Source organism: Singulisphaera rosea (genome assembly GCF_054877945.1).
The window spans coordinates 54187-69218 of record NZ_JBTYIP020000040.1 but is presented as its reverse complement, the minus strand read 5'-3'; the positions used below and the strand labels follow the sequence as shown (position 1 = coordinate 69218).

Sequence of the window (15032 nt, the reverse complement as noted above, 5' to 3'; positions counted from 1 at the left end):
AAGGCCATCCGTCGAGAACCTTCCTTACGGGCCGGCGGAGGCTGGCGAGAAATGCGTCAGAGGTCGGCGGGATTCTCGCCGCAGTCGTTCCGTCATCACGCCAAACGCCCCACCCGGCTCGATCTCATCGACTGATCTTCAACTTCGGCGAGGCCTTCTTCAAGGCCGCGATGCCGGCCTCGGTCACGGATGTCCTCTGGAGCATGACCTCTCTGAGTTTAGGAAATCCAACGAGTTGAGCCAGGCCCGCGTCGCTGACCTGGGTCCCCGAGAGGTCCAACCCCATCAGGTTCTTGAGCCCGGTGAGATGCTTGAGACCGTTGTCGGTGACGGCCGTGTCCCTGAGATGAAGGACAACAAGCCCGGTCGCCCCGACGAGCCCCCGGATGCTCTCATCATCGAGCGGGGCCTCGGTGATATGCAAAGCCTTCAAACGAGGGAACAAGGGGGAAAGCGGGGTGAAGTCGCGGAGGGACGTTTTCCAAAGGGTCAAGAAGCCAAGCTTCGGCATGCTCGCGACATCGGCGAACCCGACCGGGGTGATTCCTTCACCGGTGATTTCCAGAGTTACCACTTGATTCAATCCTTTGATTTGAGCAAGTCCCGCATCATCCACGGGGATACCGGAAATCCCCAAATACTCCAACTTTGTCAGCCCACGCAAGGGAGCAAGATCGACGGGCGACCCGCCGCTGACAGGACGGTCCCGGTTCATGAACCACAACCGTTTAAGGCCGTTCAGGCCGGCCACCGCGGAGAGGTCGCTGACATGGCAGTCGAAGAACGAAATTTCCTGGAGTTGCTTCAGCTTCGCCAGATGGGCGAATCCCGCGTTCGAGACGTTTCGTCCGTTGAACCTGATATCCTCGAGCTTTGCGAGGCGCGTCAACCGTGCGAGGTCGGAGTCGGTGACGGGCGTCGCCTGGAGCCAGACGCGTCGAAGCTTTGACTTGTCCCAAAGTTGGGGAAGGAAACCACTGTCCTTCCCTGGATTCATGCATACAAATTCCTCAATGCGTGACAGCCGCTCGATCTGGGACACTCCGGCCGGTGTAACCCTCGGCGCAAGTGGGCCGGATATGCCAAATCTTACAAGTCCTGACAGCTCACCGACGCGGAACAGGAGCTGATCATCCGCACTCTCGGCACGAAGGTTGACGGTGACGACGGGATCGAGCATATCGGGCCCAACCAAGTTGCGGAGCCACTTCGACCCGGGAGGACTCGCGTTTGGCGTGAGTTTGCCGGAGGGATATTGCCAGTTGTAGAACACCAGGCCTTTCGCCTTGCGGATGGCCGCCACCGCGTCCCGTTGGACTCGGGCGCGATGGACGGCCCACCCGAGAGCACCCGCCAGGACCAGCACGAGGAGCATCAGGCCCCGCAGGCTCAGCCAGGGTCGATACCACCGACCCCGGCGCCGCAAAGTCTCTTCCATGTCGGTCACCCCACCTGGAATCAAAGATCACACACTATGTCGATCTTTGCGTCGCAATTCAGCGGCGTGTCCGTTGAATTCAGTGACGGTAAGGGGGGGAAGGTGGGTTTGTTCGGGAGGAGGAGCTGACGGACTCGACATCAGGCACGGATCGTCACTTCTCGGGGATCGACAGAGTAAGGCGCCTCGACGCGCGGCCGCCGATGATGGCCTCCAGGACTTGCCCTCCGTCCGAGTCGTTCAGGGCGTCCACTCCGGACACGACCACGGTCGCGGCATCCCGATGAAGCTCGACGGGCCCGGACTCGCCTCGACGACGGGCGACGACCTTCGGGTGCAGTGCGATCCGAAGCCGGATCTCATCCTTGCCTCGGTTCGTGATCGACCAGTCCATCCGCCTCTCGCCGAACTCGAGGTTCAGGTCAACGTCGGCGTCGCGGCACGAGAGGCATCCCGGGCCGAGTTCGCGGATGTCGGCGAGGTTGCGGGGAACCCACCCCCCGGTGATGGTCGTGCCGCCCGCCCATCCTGGGTCGTTCGAGAGGAGCTGTTTGCTCCCGACGACCAGGCTCGTCACCATCCCGTGGCCGCCGATCACTGCCTCGTAGGACTTCGTCTGGACCAGGCGGCTGACGGGCTGGCGCTGGACGTCGGCTTCGGCCTGGCCCGTCGTGTCTGTCCGGAACGGGGCGGCGGGGAGCCCCGACCGGTTGGCAAGGTTCGTTCTTGGGACGCCGCTCCAGGCGTATCGGACCGTGAGAGGAGCGGGGACCGCCTCGCTGCGCAGTCTCACCGAATCTCCCTCGATGACGGCATTCGCATAGCGATAACGACCGTCCTCCCCGGCCACCGCAAACCCTCGTATCGGGCCACCATCGCGAGGCGTGAGCCCATCCCCGGCCGTGTCGAATGTCACGCGCAACGAGCCGGCCTCGGGCGTCGCCTTTCGAAACTCAGGGCCTCGCGCAACGACCGGGCGGTCATAGACGTCGTGGAGGGCCAGCAGCGCAGCCCTTCGGCCGATTTCGCGCTTCTGGCGGGGATGCAAGTCGGACCCGTCGTTGGTCTCGATCCCGACCGTCAAGGAGGCATGTTCGGTCGCCCGGACGGCCGACGCCTGGGCCTCGCGAATCCAGGCCCAGGAGACCCCGCCCCAGCCAGGTGCATAGTCCGGCAACTGGACGACGATGAACGGCAGGTCCGGGGTCTCGAACCGGCCCCTCCACGAGGCGAAGAGCGTCGTCAGGAGCTTCGGATAGAGGGATGGCCGATCGGAATTGCCTTCCCCCTGATACCACACCACCCCCTTGATCGCGGCGTTCCCCAGCGGGGCAATCATCCCGTTGTATAGCGTCGATGGGCGGATGCCGAACATCGAGTCCCGCAGCTCCTTCGGGTCGAAACTCGCCAGCGCCTCCTTGGGCACCCACGCCTCGCACATCGTCCCACCGAACGAGGCATCGACGACCCCGACTGGCACATCCCGCATCGAGGGATCGGCGAGAAGAGTGGCCGCGAAGAAGTATCCGACCCCGGAAAAGTCCCTCGCGGACTCGCGCGAGGCGGCGCGCCATCGGATCTCACCCCCCGACTCCGGCGCGGCGCTCGCCCGGCGACCGACCGAGCACAACCGCAGGTTCGCGAGCCCCCCCGCGCCTTCGGCGGCCTCGGGCCCGCCTTCGCACTCCTTCAAAGTCATCTGCATGTTCGACTGCCCGGAGCAAAGCCAGACATCCCCGACGAGGACGTCCGCCACCTCGGCCTTCTCCCCGTTAGACACGCCCGACAGGACGAACGGGCCGCCCCCGGGGAGTGCCTCCAATGTCACCGACCAGCGGCCGTCGGGCGCAGCCTTCGTACTCTTCGTGCGCGTCCCGAGCCGTACCTCGACACTCGCTCCATTCGCGGCCTGGCCCCACACCCGGATGGGACGGTCTCTCTGGACCACCATGTGGTCGCCGAACGGGGCCCCGAGTTGAATCCCCGCCGCCCACGCGGGCGTGGCCGCCACCATAAGAAGCAAGGCCACCGCCGCGGATCGTCGAAGAGCGAACATCGCGAATCTACCACGTGTTGATGGACAGGGAAGGGGGGGCACTGAATCGCACAACGGTCATTCATCGTTTACGATCGCTGGACGCAACGTCAAGTGCTCGCAAGAGAATCGTGAGAGCGGAAAACAGTCGGGTCCGAAAGTCGACTTAAGCCCCACCCGACCGACGTCCCGATGTGAATCCTTCGACGAGCCGAGGACCGCGATGGGCCACCAACTGGACGCACTCCTTGGCGCGTTCGCCCGCGCAGGGGAACCCGAGCCTGGAGATCTCGCCGCGTCGATCCGAGGGTTACCCGATCCGGGCGTCCTGCCGTCTCCTTGGGAAGTCTGGGCCTTGATCGGGCTCGTACGGCACCGAGAGCGGCAGCTTTGGGTCGCCGAGATCATCCGGACCCGGCTGCACGGAGCCCCCTCCGACCTGGCCGCAATGGGGGTGTTGGGGCATCCGGACGGGATGCCGCAGAGTGGCCCCGTACCCGGGCTTCCCGAGTGGGAGTACTTCTTTCACGGCCAGGGATGTTGCCTCAGTCATAAGGTCGAAGGCCAATCCATCGACGTGGACTTCTGGGACGATTCATCAGAATACTTCGACACGTTTTTCTACAAAAACTATCCGGAGTCACTCCGGAGCCCGGAGCCTCCCGAGCTGCGGCTCAAGGAACTCCATTCCTCAGGATCCGCGATGAGCATCGCGACCGACGACTTGCTCAAGTGCGGGGCCCTGACCTCCTCCCGGACCATGATGCCTATCCCTACCGCATCGCGGAGGCCGTCATGGCCTCATCCGAGGCCATCTCCGACTTCTGCACGGCCTGGGCGATCCCGCATCGCCGGCTCTGGCTATCCTCGCTGATCGGAGATTGGCCCGCGGCCGACGAGGCCGCCGCGGGTCAGCCCGATCTGACGGTGTTGACCGCCCCAAGGGCAAACGTGTGCCGCGAGCTACGCGGGGAGAGGTTGAAACGTGAATTGGCAGCGCAAAACCAAGGTGCCGACGCCCTCTGGGCGCTCGCCGATCTAGGGGCAGTGGATCTGAAGCAATGCTTGGAAGAGGCTCTCCGCAAGCCGCCGAGTGGCCAGACCTTAGCGGCGTTGTCGATCATCGAGCATCAGAATAACCCCCGTTGGTACGACCCTGTCTTCGCCCTTTTCTCATACCTTGATCCAACGTCCCAACATCCCCACCCACATCTCTGGATGAAGTCGCTCAAGTACCTCCTCGAACACGGGCACCGCACCGGGGAACTCATCGCCGCACTCCCGAAGGTCGATGGTTCGGAAATCGGGGAGGCGGTCCTCGTTGCCCTCGAGTATGCCCCGGAGTTGGCCCTTCCGCTCGTCCGCAGAGGTTTGATCGACGACATCCCGCGAAATCGAACAATGGTCGCGGCAATCCTGGCACTCGTTGCCAAACCGTGGAGCCGCCAGGAGTTGATGGCCGCGTTACACGCCTCGGACGACCAGCATAGGACGGCCGACGTACGGGCGGCCCTCCTGGAGTTGGGGGATGACGAGGCCCAAAACGCCGTCCTCGCCTGGGAGGAGCAGAACCCGCATGAGAAGGGTGACGGCAGCTATCTGGATCTCGAAGGAAAGCGTTTCGGGCCGTTCTACACGCTCGATGAGCTCTCGCTGAAGGACCGGGCCGAGCGGATCCGGTACGAGATGGACGCGCTCCACGACCGGGTGATGAAAGTGAAACACGTCATCCCTCCCGAACCACCGACAACTCGAGTTCTGCGATAGATCTTCATTTACAACTTTACAACTACATTAAAAACTCAATTTCAATTCTTAATTATGCATCCCGGAAGTCTTCCTCTCGGCTTCCGGAGCAAGAGCGGGGCGAGAGTGCCCCGCCTACCGGACGGGAAGTCTACTGCGTTGCGAGCGACGTCGATCTGTGCTAGCGCCGGAACAACGGAAGGTCAGGCGAGGTCCTTGGCCGCGAGATAGAATCGGCGATCTCGGCTGTCGGCGGCATCCAGGACGGCCTCGACTTGGCGCAGGACGACGAGCTTTCCGTGTAGCACCTCATTTCGATCCGCGTGCTCCGGACGCTCGGAGGACAGTTGGTCCTGGAATCGCGAGATGAGTGCCCGCACCGTGGTCAAACCTTCGGCCGCGGGACTCCAGCGTTTCCGCTCGAAGGGGGCGAAGGTGAAGTCGTCCAGAGGCGTGACGCCGAGTTGCTCGGCGTCGGCCTCGGCTCCGAGGTAGGCGAACTCGACGGGGTCGACCGCTTTCAGGTGGTCGAGGCCCGGCACCGGCTCGTCGAGCATCACGAACAACCGCTCGCAACGGAAGTTGGCCATAATCTCCACCACATCACGAACACAAGCCGCCGATTCCACTCGGGCGGCGGTCGATTCTAACAGGAGTCGCGACGCGGAGAGGGCCACCTTACCGCGGTTTTATCGAGAATCGGGACGCCGTTCGTCGGCGACTTTCCTGGAAGCGTGAACGCCACTCACATAATGGAGGAGGCGATCTTGTCTCGATGCCGATCACGCTCCAAAATCCAAACGTTGAACGAGATGCGGATGGGTCGGTCGCCTCGGATGATCGGAGGATCGCCGTGCCTGCTCTCCTGTTGTTGGCAATGACCTTCACGTTGGGAGTGTCCCCGTCGCCCGAGGACGTGGTGGCGTACGAGTCGGCGCGAGCGAAGGTCGGGCACGACTCGGAGGCTCACGTCAGGCTGGCGCTCTGGTGCGAGTCGCACGGACTCCAGGCCGAGAAGCTCAAGCACCTGGCGGTCGCGGTGCTCTCGAATCCCTCGAACGCGTCGGCACGAGGCCTCCTCGGCCTGGTCTCCTATCGAGGCAAGTGGCAGCGGCCCGAAAACCTCAGCGACCGCCTGAACGCCGACCGCGAATACGGCGTCGCCTTGGAGCGATACAAGCAGAAACGGGCGAAGGCCCCGTACACGGCCGATGCCCATTGGAAGCTGGTGCTCTGGTGCGAGGAGAACGGGCTCCCGGACGCGGCGATCGCGCACCTGTGGTCGGTCGTCAGGCTCGATCCGAACCGGGACGCGGCCTGGAAGCGTCTCGGTTTCAAGAAGCATCGGGGACGGTGGAGGACGAACGATCAGATCGCCAGGGAGGCTCGCGAGGCCGAGGCTCAAAAGAAGGCGAACCTCCACTGGCGTCCCCTCCTGGAGAAGTGGCGGGGTTGGCTTGGAGATTCGCGGAAACGTCGTGATGCCGAACAGGCGTTGATAGATGTCACCGACCCCAGGGCGGTCCCGACCGTCTGTGCGGTTTTCGCCGGGGGAGACGGGGCGATGCAGGAGGTGGCCGCCCGTTGCCTCGGGCAGATCGACAGTCCGTCGGCCTCCCACGCCTTGTCGATCCTGGCGATCTTCGGCAAGTCGCCCGAGGCGCGTCGAGTCGCGGCGGAGTTGCTCCGTCGTCGCGATGCGAGGGATTTCGCGGACATCCTCATCGGGATGATGCGGGAACCGATCACGTATGCCGTGCGGCCCGTCGGTGGGCCCGGCGAAGTGGGTGAGTTGGTGGTCGAGGATGAGAAGAGCCAGGTGATGCGCCGGTACTCGCCGCCCACGGCTCCTCAAGCGGCTCCCGGCGACCAACTCGACTACGACGCGGCCGGGATGGCGTACGCGACGAGGGTCATTGGATCCGTGGAGATGCCGGTGTCCCAGGATTACCTTCGGTCGCTGGCTGCGGGACAAACGGCCCTGTCGACCGAACTCTCTCAGGGCCTCGCCAAAGCCGGCATCGGCGCAGCGGAAGCCCAACGCTTGGGCAATGCACTTGCCAAAAGCACGTTGAATCTACGCCCGATGAACGGAGTACCCGGGTTTCCTGGCGAAAACCGACGTGTCGGCACCTATACCGTGATCGCGCCGGAACGGGTCACGATCCCTGTCGGGCAGATGCAGGCCGATGCGCAACAGGCGGCCGAGGTCGCCCGTTGGCAGCAGTCCAGGGACATCGAGCAGATCCAACGCGAGAACGAGGCGATCCAACGGACCAACGACAGGGCCCACGACGTATTGGTCTCGCTCGCGGAGGGGGACCTGGGACGCGACCGAGAGAGCTGGCAAAAATGGGCAAATGACCTCCGCGGTTATGCGTTCGTGTCCCAGTCGGCCACTCAGGAGAAGGAGACGTTCGTCGAGGAGGTCCCGATCGAATACCAGCCGCAAGCCATGCCCGTGACCGTCAGCACGGGGGCTCCCACGGGAGTGGTTTACCATCCTCCCCACTCCTGCTTCGCCAAGGGGACGCAGGTCCGGGCCCTCGACGGGCTCCGAAAGATCGAAGACCTCCTTGCCGGAGATGCGATCCTGACGCAGGAGACCACGTCCGGGATCCTGAGCTATCAGCCGATCGTGGCGGTCTACCACAACTCGCCGAATCGGACGTTGCGGCTCCTCGTCGGCGGAGAGTCGATCGTCGCGACGAGGATCCACCGTTTCTGGAAGGCCGGCCAGGGATGGACCATGGCGCGCGACCTGAAGCCGGGCGATCCGGTGCGGACGCTCGGCGGCATCGCCCGGGTCGAGTCGATCACGGAGGAGGCGGTCCAACCGGTCTTCAACCTGGAAGTCGCCTCCGGCAACAGCTATTTCGTCGGCGAGCAAAGCCTACTCGTACACGACAACAGCCTGATCGAGCCGGTAACGTCGCCGTTCGATGCGCCCCCCACCGCCGCGATCGAGGCCATCGCGAAGTGACCTGGTCCCCAGTCGATCTCCACCAAGCTGTGGACCTCCAACCCGTCCAGCCCGAGGATGGCGGACGATCCCGAATCGTCCCATGCCTGCCAATCGTCCCCACAACGATTCAGGCAGGGAGGGCATTCCTCGCAAGAATCTTGGCGACGGGGCGAATACTCCCCGACGCAGGGGAATGAGTGGGTCTTTCGGGAGGGGTGGCCGATCATGGCGGAGGAGACGGGGCAGAAGACGTGGGTGTGGATCGTCGCGGGGGGATTCGCCCTCATCTTGCTGGCCGTGGGCATGTTCATTGCCAGCTTCGCGCTCAGGCCGGCCCCTCGGTTTACACCACCACGCCTCCCCACCCCGAACGGCTTCGACGACCTGGTCCGGGCCGGCGAGACGTGCTTCGGGGACGAGCCGAAGGACTGGAGGAAGGCCAGCGTCCAGGAGCTTCGGGAGTACGTCGAGCCGAACCGCAGGGCGTTGGCCATCGCCCGGGTCGGACTCGGCAAGGAGATCGGGGTGCCGATCGTCGGGACGTCGATCGAAGCGAACGTGGCCCACAAGATCCCCTTGATCCAGGATCTGCGGAAGCTGATGCGGCTCCTGGCGAGCGAGGCGAGCCTCGCCTCGAAGGAGGGCCGGCTGGGCGATGCGACGGCCGCAAACCTCGACCTCATCCGAATCGGCTCGGCGCTCGGCCGAGGGGGGCTGATCCTCGAAAGCATGGTCGGGCAGGCGTCGACCTCGATGGGGGTCGGCGGCCTCCGAGATCTCGTCGAAAAACTCGACGTCGATCAGTGCAAGACCCTGGCCCAGGAGGTCGAGGCGATCGACCGAGGTCGAGAGCCCGTCGCGGAGACGATCCGGCGGGAAGAAGAGTTCTCATGGTCCGTCGCGACCTGGCAAATGCGGCTCCAAATCAGCTTCAACCCGACATTGAAGAACCTGTTGAAGCCGGCCCTCGACGCGACCAAATTCGCCGACACGCGGACAAAGGCGGGGCTCCACCTCCTGACCGCCAGCCTCGCCTTGCGGGCCTATCGCCTCGAGCACGGCGACGCCCCCGAGAGCCTCGCCGCCCTCACGCCCGGGCTCCTCTCCGCCATCCCGAGCGACCCCTTCGCGGCCAAACAGGGACCGCTGGTCTATCGCAACACCGGGTCCGGAGCCTTGCTCTACAGCGTCGGCCCCGACGGCAAGGACGACGGCGGGACGCCGGTCGCCAAGATCCTCGACAACGCGAAGGGTGATCTTCTCTTGAGCCAATGGTGAGTGACTGTGGTTTGGAAAGGCATCACCCCGCGGCTCGTCACCATCAATAAGCCGAGCTGTCGACGATCTCGCCGCCACTTCTGGTCCCCAGGGCCTTCCAGACGTCGAGCTGCACGGTCGACTTGATGAAGTGGACCGAGCCGTCGGCGAAGGCGACGTTGACGCCACCGGGATGATAGCTCCTCGACGCGAGGTGTCCCTGCTGGAGCGTGGTCAGGCCGATACAATCTCGGCCTGTGTAGTTCGGCGGGACCGTGTGGGTGTAGAAGGTCGTGATCAGGAACCCTTGCTGGTACTGGAGCCCGGTGAAGTTGTAAGTGGGGAGCACCGGCTTGTTGCACGCGGCCGGGGGGGTCAGGTTGTTGGGGTTGGTCGCCGCGCTCGTCGCTCCCCAGATGTTGGGCGTGGTAATGGTCACGCTCAGGGAGTTGCTCGAGGGGTTCGCCCCGCGTTTGATTTCGGCGAAGAGCGCGGTGTTGCTGGTGCCGTCGGGGATGTCGGCGTCCCTCGTCGCCGAGCCGACGGCGAACACGCCGCAGTAGGCGGTCGGCTTGACGATCGTGTTGAGCTTGTCATAGATCCAACCGCTCTTGCCGAGGTTGGCGAGATAATTCGAGCGGGCCATGGAGATCCCCGCGAGCCCGGGGGGAGGGGTCGGCTCCGGCCAAACCCCGGTCGAGGGGTCCGATGGGCAGAGGATCGAAGAGATCGACGCGCAACGGGCCGTGAAGTTATCCATCGAGGTGGTGACGTTGCTCGAGAAGTTGAACGCCTGATAGATCGGCACGTTCTCCATCCAGGGCAGGAGGGACACCAGCGTCGAGGACTGGGCAGGGGCCGGGGTGATCCCCTGCGGGAAGGCTCCGTTCGCCCCCAGGCAGTTATGGGAAGCCAGGGCAATCTGCTTCAGGTTGTTGACGCACTGGAGCCGCCGCGCCGCCTCGCGAGCCGCCTGCACGGCGGGGAGCAGCAGAGCGATCAGGACCGCGATGATTGCGATCACGACCAGGAGTTCGATCAACGTGAACGCGCGACGACTCATGAGATTTCCCCGAGATGAATGCCACCGCTCGATTTTACAATATTTATCGACCGGCTTATTTTATCCGAAATTATCGATAGCGTAAGAGGCCAATTGGAGAATAGCCGGGTCGAGGTGGGATCGACGCTCGGTGGGGCCTCGGGGCTTGCGGAACGAGCCGACCGATCAGGCGGTGATGTGCTTGTAATCCCCGTTGTTGTTGCTGTCCTTAACCGTGAGTGTGTAGCTCCCGGGTGGGACGGTATCGAATTGGGCCGTCCAAAAGTTCAAGGTCACGTAGTCCCCGTAGGAACTGAGCAGGGCGACCGTGTGAGATCCCGTCAAGGTGACGGAGCCGAGCGGGTAGTCATCCAGCTCGCCGTAAGGGCAGAAATCGTCTGCTTCGGCGGAGATGTTTTCTCCGTTACTCGGCCAAGAGATCGACGACGAGCCAAGGGGACTGCCGTCCTGGTCCGACGTGGTGATCTGGACGTTGTCCGACGACTGGGTTCCCTCCTTGTCGAAGCCGGTCACCGTCAGTTGGTACTCACCCGGTTTGGTGAGCCGGAAGACCATCAACCAGCGGGCGTCGCCGTCAGCCCCGTTCCGACGGGGACTGTATTCCACCCACGTCGCCTCGACGACCACTTCGGGCTCGGATAACGATCGGCATATCCCGGCCACGTTGGTGATCGCCGCGCCGGCGCGACCGCTCACGGGAAACGCTCCGGCAACCGTCCTGACAGGATAGGACCCGGTCGGCCATTTGATCTTCACCGCCACGTCGGATTCCTCCAAGGATGTGAATACCCGAGTTGCGCTACAAGGGAGTGAGGCTGATCGATCGGAATGCGGCCGACGCGCTCTTCATGTAGAGACCGAGGCCCCCTCGGGCGTCGAACGACGGCCGGAGCCCCTTGGGGATGAGCATGGGGGACAGCTCGGGGCCTTTTGCCGAATCGTCGATGATGTCGCGCTCGATATCGGCGACGGGCAGGGGACACTTCTGCCCGTTCCAGGTTGCGGTGAGCGTCGTGGGCGTGACGACCACCTCGAGGTCATGCCACCGGCCGTTGTTAAGGCCAAGCGGTTCGTACCGGATCCATTCCCTGGCGCCAGGGAAGCGCGCCGCGATGTTCGGCATGACGGTCTCATCCGAATAGAGATGAGGATGAAACCGCACGGTGTTGGTCCGAGGAGGCGGGATTCGCGGACGATGTCCCGGGATGAGCCCCAGGTATTCCGCACGCGACCCTACGACGTTGAAGTCCATCCGCACAAAAAAGTGAACATCTTTTCCGTCGTAAGGATACATTCGCCGGCCGACGTAGAGGCCGACCTCGCTATGGGGATCGCCGTTATCGTGTCGGACTTGCGCAGAGAACCGGTAGCTTTGCCACTGGGGATCGGGCACGAGCTCGAGAAGACAGATATCCGTGAACGCGGAGAGTTTGAACGTACCGGCACGGTCCGAATGGATCTGACTGGTCGTCTTGGCCGTGATCATGCGGGACCATCGCGGCCCCCCCGTTTTGCCGACGAGCGTCACGGGCCGGCCCTTCGCGAGCTCGCTCCGGATCTCGCGCATCGGGCGGTCCGGATCTCGGAGATAGGCGCCTGCGACAGCACCGAGTACGGTCAACCCGCCGAGCATGACCAGCATGTTCTTGCGAAGGACCCGCGTGAGACGACGGATGGGGTTGGGAACTCCCTGGGGCCGCTCGTCGCGGAGCCAGCGATCGAGGTCGGTCGCCAGCGACAGGGCCGAGCCGTAGCGCACCTCGGGCGCCTTCTCGAGGCACTTGAGGCAGATCGACTCGAGCCAGAAGGGGATCCCGGGCCGAAGCCGGGAGGGGGGGACGGGCTCGGCCTTGCGGACGAGGTCGATGATCTCGAGCTTGGTCCCGCCGACGAACGGGGGTCGGCCGGTCAGCGTCTCGTAGAGGATGGCGCCGAGTGAGTAAACATCCGCCGACGTCCCGCTCGAACCCGGCCGCCCTTCGGCCTGCTCGGGCGCCATGTACTGCGCCGTGCCGAGGACGGTCCCGGTCCCGGTCAGGGGGATCTCGCCGGAGTCGTCGGACTCGGAGTCGAGGAGCTTGGCGAGCCCGAAGTCGGTGATCTTGGGCATCCCCTCCCGTTCGTAGAGGATGTTCGCCGGCGTCAGGTCGCGGTGCACGACCCCTTCGTCGTGGGCATAGGCCACCGCGAGGGCGAGGGTCCTCAGGAGCTCGGCGGCGTCTCGGATCTCCATCGGGCCGTTTCGGAGCCGGGCGCGGAGGCTCCCCCCTTCGAGCAGCTCCATCGAGAGGAAGGGGAGGCCGTCGTGCTCGCCGAGATCGTAGACCTGGACGATGTTCGGGTGACGGAGCCGGGCGATCGCCTTGCCTTCGAGGTTGAAGCGGGCGACGGCTGAGGTCCCCGCGTGGTGGCCCGCCAGCACCATCTTCAGGGCGACCGGCCGGTCGAGGGCCGTCTGCCTCGCCCGATAGACGACCCCCATCCCCCCCTGGCCGAGCTTCTCGAGCAGCTCGTATCGGCCGAACGAAGGGTGACCTTCGAGGTCGACCCCGGCGATCGGGTCGTCGAGGCCCGGCCCCGACAACATCCCCGAGAGGCCGAAGGCCCTGGCCAACGCCTCCATCCGGGCGCAGGCGGGTTCGGTCGGCGTCGGCGGCCCTTCCATCGAGCGTTTGAGCTGCCGGAGGACGGGGTCGTCGTCGGACCGCGAATGCAGGTCCCGGAGGACTCCCTCGCAATGGTCGCAGGAGGAGAGGTGCTCGCCGACGGACTCGAGTTCGAGTTCGCCGAGCAGCCCCAGGTCGAACTCGACGAGCTTCGCCCGATCGGGGCAGCCGGGCGCCGGGTATTGGGGGGCGAAGGCGACCATGGACGTTCCTCGAGCCTTCCTCGTCGAGGACGAGGAGACGGATGAATCGGGGATCGGGGCGGGGGGCTATCCCCCTTCGTATTTCAGAGTTCGACGAGCTCGGCGAGCTCCTCGCGGAGCCGACGGAGGATGTGGGACTTGGCGACGTAGACCGCGTTCACCGTCATTCCCAGGTCTCGCGCCACGTCCGCGGCGTGGTGCCCTTCGATCACGACCCGGAGGAAGGCCTGGCGCGTCTGCTCCTTGCAGTTCACCAGGACCATCTCGACGCCTCGGCGGATGAGTTGGAGTTTGTCGTCGTCATCCGTCGGGTCGTCGGAGTCCAGGTCGACGTCGGCGAGCTCCAGGAGCCTCATCTGGGCGTCGCTGCCGCCGACCCCTTTGACCGAGTGTTCGTGCTTGCGGAGGAAGTCGAGGATCCGGGAACGGGTGATCGTCCAGAGCCAACCGCGGAAGGAGCCCCCGTTACGGCCGTGCTCGAACTCTGCGATCGAGCGGGCGACCGTGCGGAAGACGTCCTGTCCCACATCGGCCGCGTCCGCGTCCTGCAGGCCCGCGCGGCGGCACCAGCGGAAGACGAGCGGGCCGTACAGGTTCACGAACCGTTCCCAGGCGCCCGGGTCGGACTCGCGGACGCGGCCCAACAACGTCACCGAGGTCGTCGAGAACCCCTCATCATAGTTAACGTTCGAGTCTGTCACGGGCATTTCCTTGAATACCCCGTCCGCGTCGAAACTCGTGCACCGTCGCACCGAAATCCGCGGGGCCCGTATCGAGGTCACCCCCGGCAACCGCCGAACGGCCGAGCCCCGTCGACATCGGCGGGCGGCCATGCCGCGTCATCCCGAAGGAGGATCGACCCGCCCCGGCCGGCTCTCATCAAGCCGGTTTGGTAAGGCAGAATCGCGAGATCACGCTTCGCTACCCCTATCTTCCCAATATACCAAGTATGGCGTACACGTTACCAAGTCGCCAGTGCGACTTTATTAAATCCGGGGAAATCGGCCGCCAAGAATAGACCGCCTACTTTCGACACGCCTCGCAGATCTCGACCAGACTCTCGACGCGCGAGGATTTGACCACAGCGGATCAAGGGTAGCACCTGTCGAGCAGCGGCAAGAGGTACACCGCCCATGACGTCGGCCTCCCTTCCACGGATCACTCCGGTGGGCAGGGACGATGCGCATGTCCATGTTTGGCGACAACCTACAAACTCGACGACTTACCTAATGACCTCTTGTCGCTGCGCGACACCGGTTGTGCCAACCGGTGCTACCCAGAGTACGCGGGACCCGCGACACGGCCGACGCGAATGACAGAACCGATCTCGCGAGATGAGCGGTCTCGTTTTTTCGCGACAGGTCCCAACGTTCTGTGTTCGGAGCCCCAGGTCGGTCCCACGCGACCGAGCCGGCGGGCTCCTATCGGCCGACCGCCAGGCCGGGGATTCGCGGTTCGCGTGAATGGAGCACTTGCTCAGGCGTTACCACGCCTCAGGTGTTCAATATAATTAAAAATATGGAAAAAATGACTAATTAACGAGACGCACACCTCCCGCCTAAAATAAACGACCTGGCTCGGGGATGTCGGGGAGCCGCGCCCGGCCGCCCCGGGCCAGGTCGGCGTTTCGGGGAGCCTGCGAGACGAAGGGTTGGCGTG

The 15032-nt window shown here is 64.3% G+C and carries 11 protein-coding genes; 4 read left to right on the top strand and 7 right to left on the bottom strand.

The genetic code is table 11. The annotated features are described in order from the left end of the window. Nucleotides 1–124: 124 nt before the first annotated feature. Together ACYOEI_RS37575 and ACYOEI_RS37570 are read right to left on the bottom strand one after the other, a co-directional pair. Complete coding sequence (locus ACYOEI_RS37575) at nt 125–1438, bottom strand: leucine-rich repeat domain-containing protein (protein ID WP_462855583.1); 1314 nt, start codon at nt 1436–1438, stop codon at nt 125–127. A gap of 154 nt (nt 1439–1592) precedes the next feature. Beyond that, entirely contained in the window at nt 1593–3467 is a 1875-nt protein-coding gene (locus ACYOEI_RS37570; protein WP_462855582.1) for a sialate O-acetylesterase, read from the bottom strand. Nucleotides 3468–3696: 229 nt separating this feature from the next. Between ACYOEI_RS37570 and ACYOEI_RS37565 the strand changes: the two genes are divergently transcribed. After that, nucleotides 3697–4347, top strand: coding sequence for a DUF6896 domain-containing protein (locus ACYOEI_RS37565; RefSeq protein ID WP_462855581.1), 651 nt, complete (start codon nt 3697–3699; stop codon nt 4345–4347). After that, nucleotides 4269–5240, top strand: a complete 972-nt coding sequence (locus ACYOEI_RS37560) for a hypothetical protein (RefSeq protein WP_462855580.1) — start codon at nt 4269–4271, stop codon at nt 5238–5240. The genes ACYOEI_RS37565 and ACYOEI_RS37560 overlap by 79 nt, the downstream gene beginning before the upstream one ends. A 182-nt stretch (nt 5241–5422) precedes the next feature. Here ACYOEI_RS37560 and ACYOEI_RS37555 read toward each other — a convergent pair whose 3' ends face one another. Then, nucleotides 5423–5809: a hypothetical protein gene (locus ACYOEI_RS37555; RefSeq protein ID WP_462855579.1), complete on the bottom strand. Its 387-nt coding sequence runs from the start codon at nt 5807–5809 to the stop codon at nt 5423–5425. Between the two features lie 263 nt (nt 5810–6072). Here ACYOEI_RS37555 and ACYOEI_RS37550 point away from each other — a divergent pair, with 263 nt between their 5' ends. Both ACYOEI_RS37550 and ACYOEI_RS37545 read left to right on the top strand, forming a co-directional pair. Further along, the gene (locus tag ACYOEI_RS37550; protein ID WP_462855578.1) at nt 6073–8202 is read left to right on the top strand and encodes a polymorphic toxin-type HINT domain-containing protein; all 2130 of its coding nucleotides are present in this window, start codon (nt 6073–6075) and stop codon (nt 8200–8202) included. Between the two features lie 207 nt (nt 8203–8409). Then, on the top strand, nt 8410–9462 hold the full coding sequence (locus tag ACYOEI_RS37545; protein ID WP_462855577.1) for a hypothetical protein: 1053 nt from the start codon (nt 8410–8412) through the stop codon (nt 9460–9462). A gap of 43 nt (nt 9463–9505) precedes the next feature. On the opposite strand, the gene ACYOEI_RS37540 is transcribed toward ACYOEI_RS37545, so the two are convergent. The 4 genes from ACYOEI_RS37540 to ACYOEI_RS37525 all read right to left on the bottom strand — a co-directional run bounded on the left by ACYOEI_RS37540 (nt 9506) and on the right by ACYOEI_RS37525 (nt 14080). Further along, on the bottom strand, nt 9506–10504 hold the full coding sequence (locus ACYOEI_RS37540) for a DUF1559 family PulG-like putative transporter (RefSeq protein ID WP_462855576.1): 999 nt from the start codon (nt 10502–10504) through the stop codon (nt 9506–9508). 165 nt (nt 10505–10669) lie between these two features. After that, on the bottom strand, nt 10670–11200 hold the full coding sequence (locus tag ACYOEI_RS37535; protein WP_462855575.1) for a chitinase N-terminal domain-containing protein: 531 nt from the start codon (nt 11198–11200) through the stop codon (nt 10670–10672). Nucleotides 11201–11303: 103 nt separating this feature from the next. Next, nucleotides 11304–13373 (bottom strand): serine/threonine protein kinase, encoded by a 2070-nt coding sequence (locus ACYOEI_RS37530; RefSeq protein WP_462855573.1) that lies wholly within the window; start codon nt 13371–13373, stop codon nt 11304–11306. Nucleotides 13374–13456: 83 nt separating this feature from the next. Then, entirely contained in the window at nt 13457–14080 is a 624-nt protein-coding gene (locus tag ACYOEI_RS37525) for an RNA polymerase sigma factor (RefSeq protein ID WP_462855571.1), read from the bottom strand. Nucleotides 14081–15032 lie beyond the last annotated feature (952 nt).

Excerpts from the sequence above, each read along its gene's own strand:
- ACYOEI_RS37545 (WP_462855577.1), top strand. The coding sequence starts at position 8,410 with ATGGCGGAGGAGACGGGGCAGAAGACGTGGGTGTGGATCGTCGCGGGG.
- ACYOEI_RS37575 (WP_462855583.1), bottom strand. The coding sequence starts at position 1,438 with ATGGAAGAGACTTTGCGGCGCCGGGGTCGGTGGTATCGACCCTGGCTG.
- ACYOEI_RS37540 (WP_462855576.1), bottom strand. The coding sequence starts at position 10,504 with ATGAGTCGTCGCGCGTTCACGTTGATCGAACTCCTGGTCGTGATCGCA.
- ACYOEI_RS37560 (WP_462855580.1), top strand. The coding sequence starts at position 4,269 with ATGGCCTCATCCGAGGCCATCTCCGACTTCTGCACGGCCTGGGCGATC.
- ACYOEI_RS37530 (WP_462855573.1), bottom strand. The coding sequence starts at position 13,373 with ATGGTCGCCTTCGCCCCCCAATACCCGGCGCCCGGCTGCCCCGATCGG.
- ACYOEI_RS37555 (WP_462855579.1), bottom strand. The coding sequence starts at position 5,809 with ATGGCCAACTTCCGTTGCGAGCGGTTGTTCGTGATGCTCGACGAGCCG.
- ACYOEI_RS37565 (WP_462855581.1), top strand. The coding sequence starts at position 3,697 with ATGGGCCACCAACTGGACGCACTCCTTGGCGCGTTCGCCCGCGCAGGG.
- ACYOEI_RS37525 (WP_462855571.1), bottom strand. The coding sequence starts at position 14,080 with ATGCCCGTGACAGACTCGAACGTTAACTATGATGAGGGGTTCTCGACG.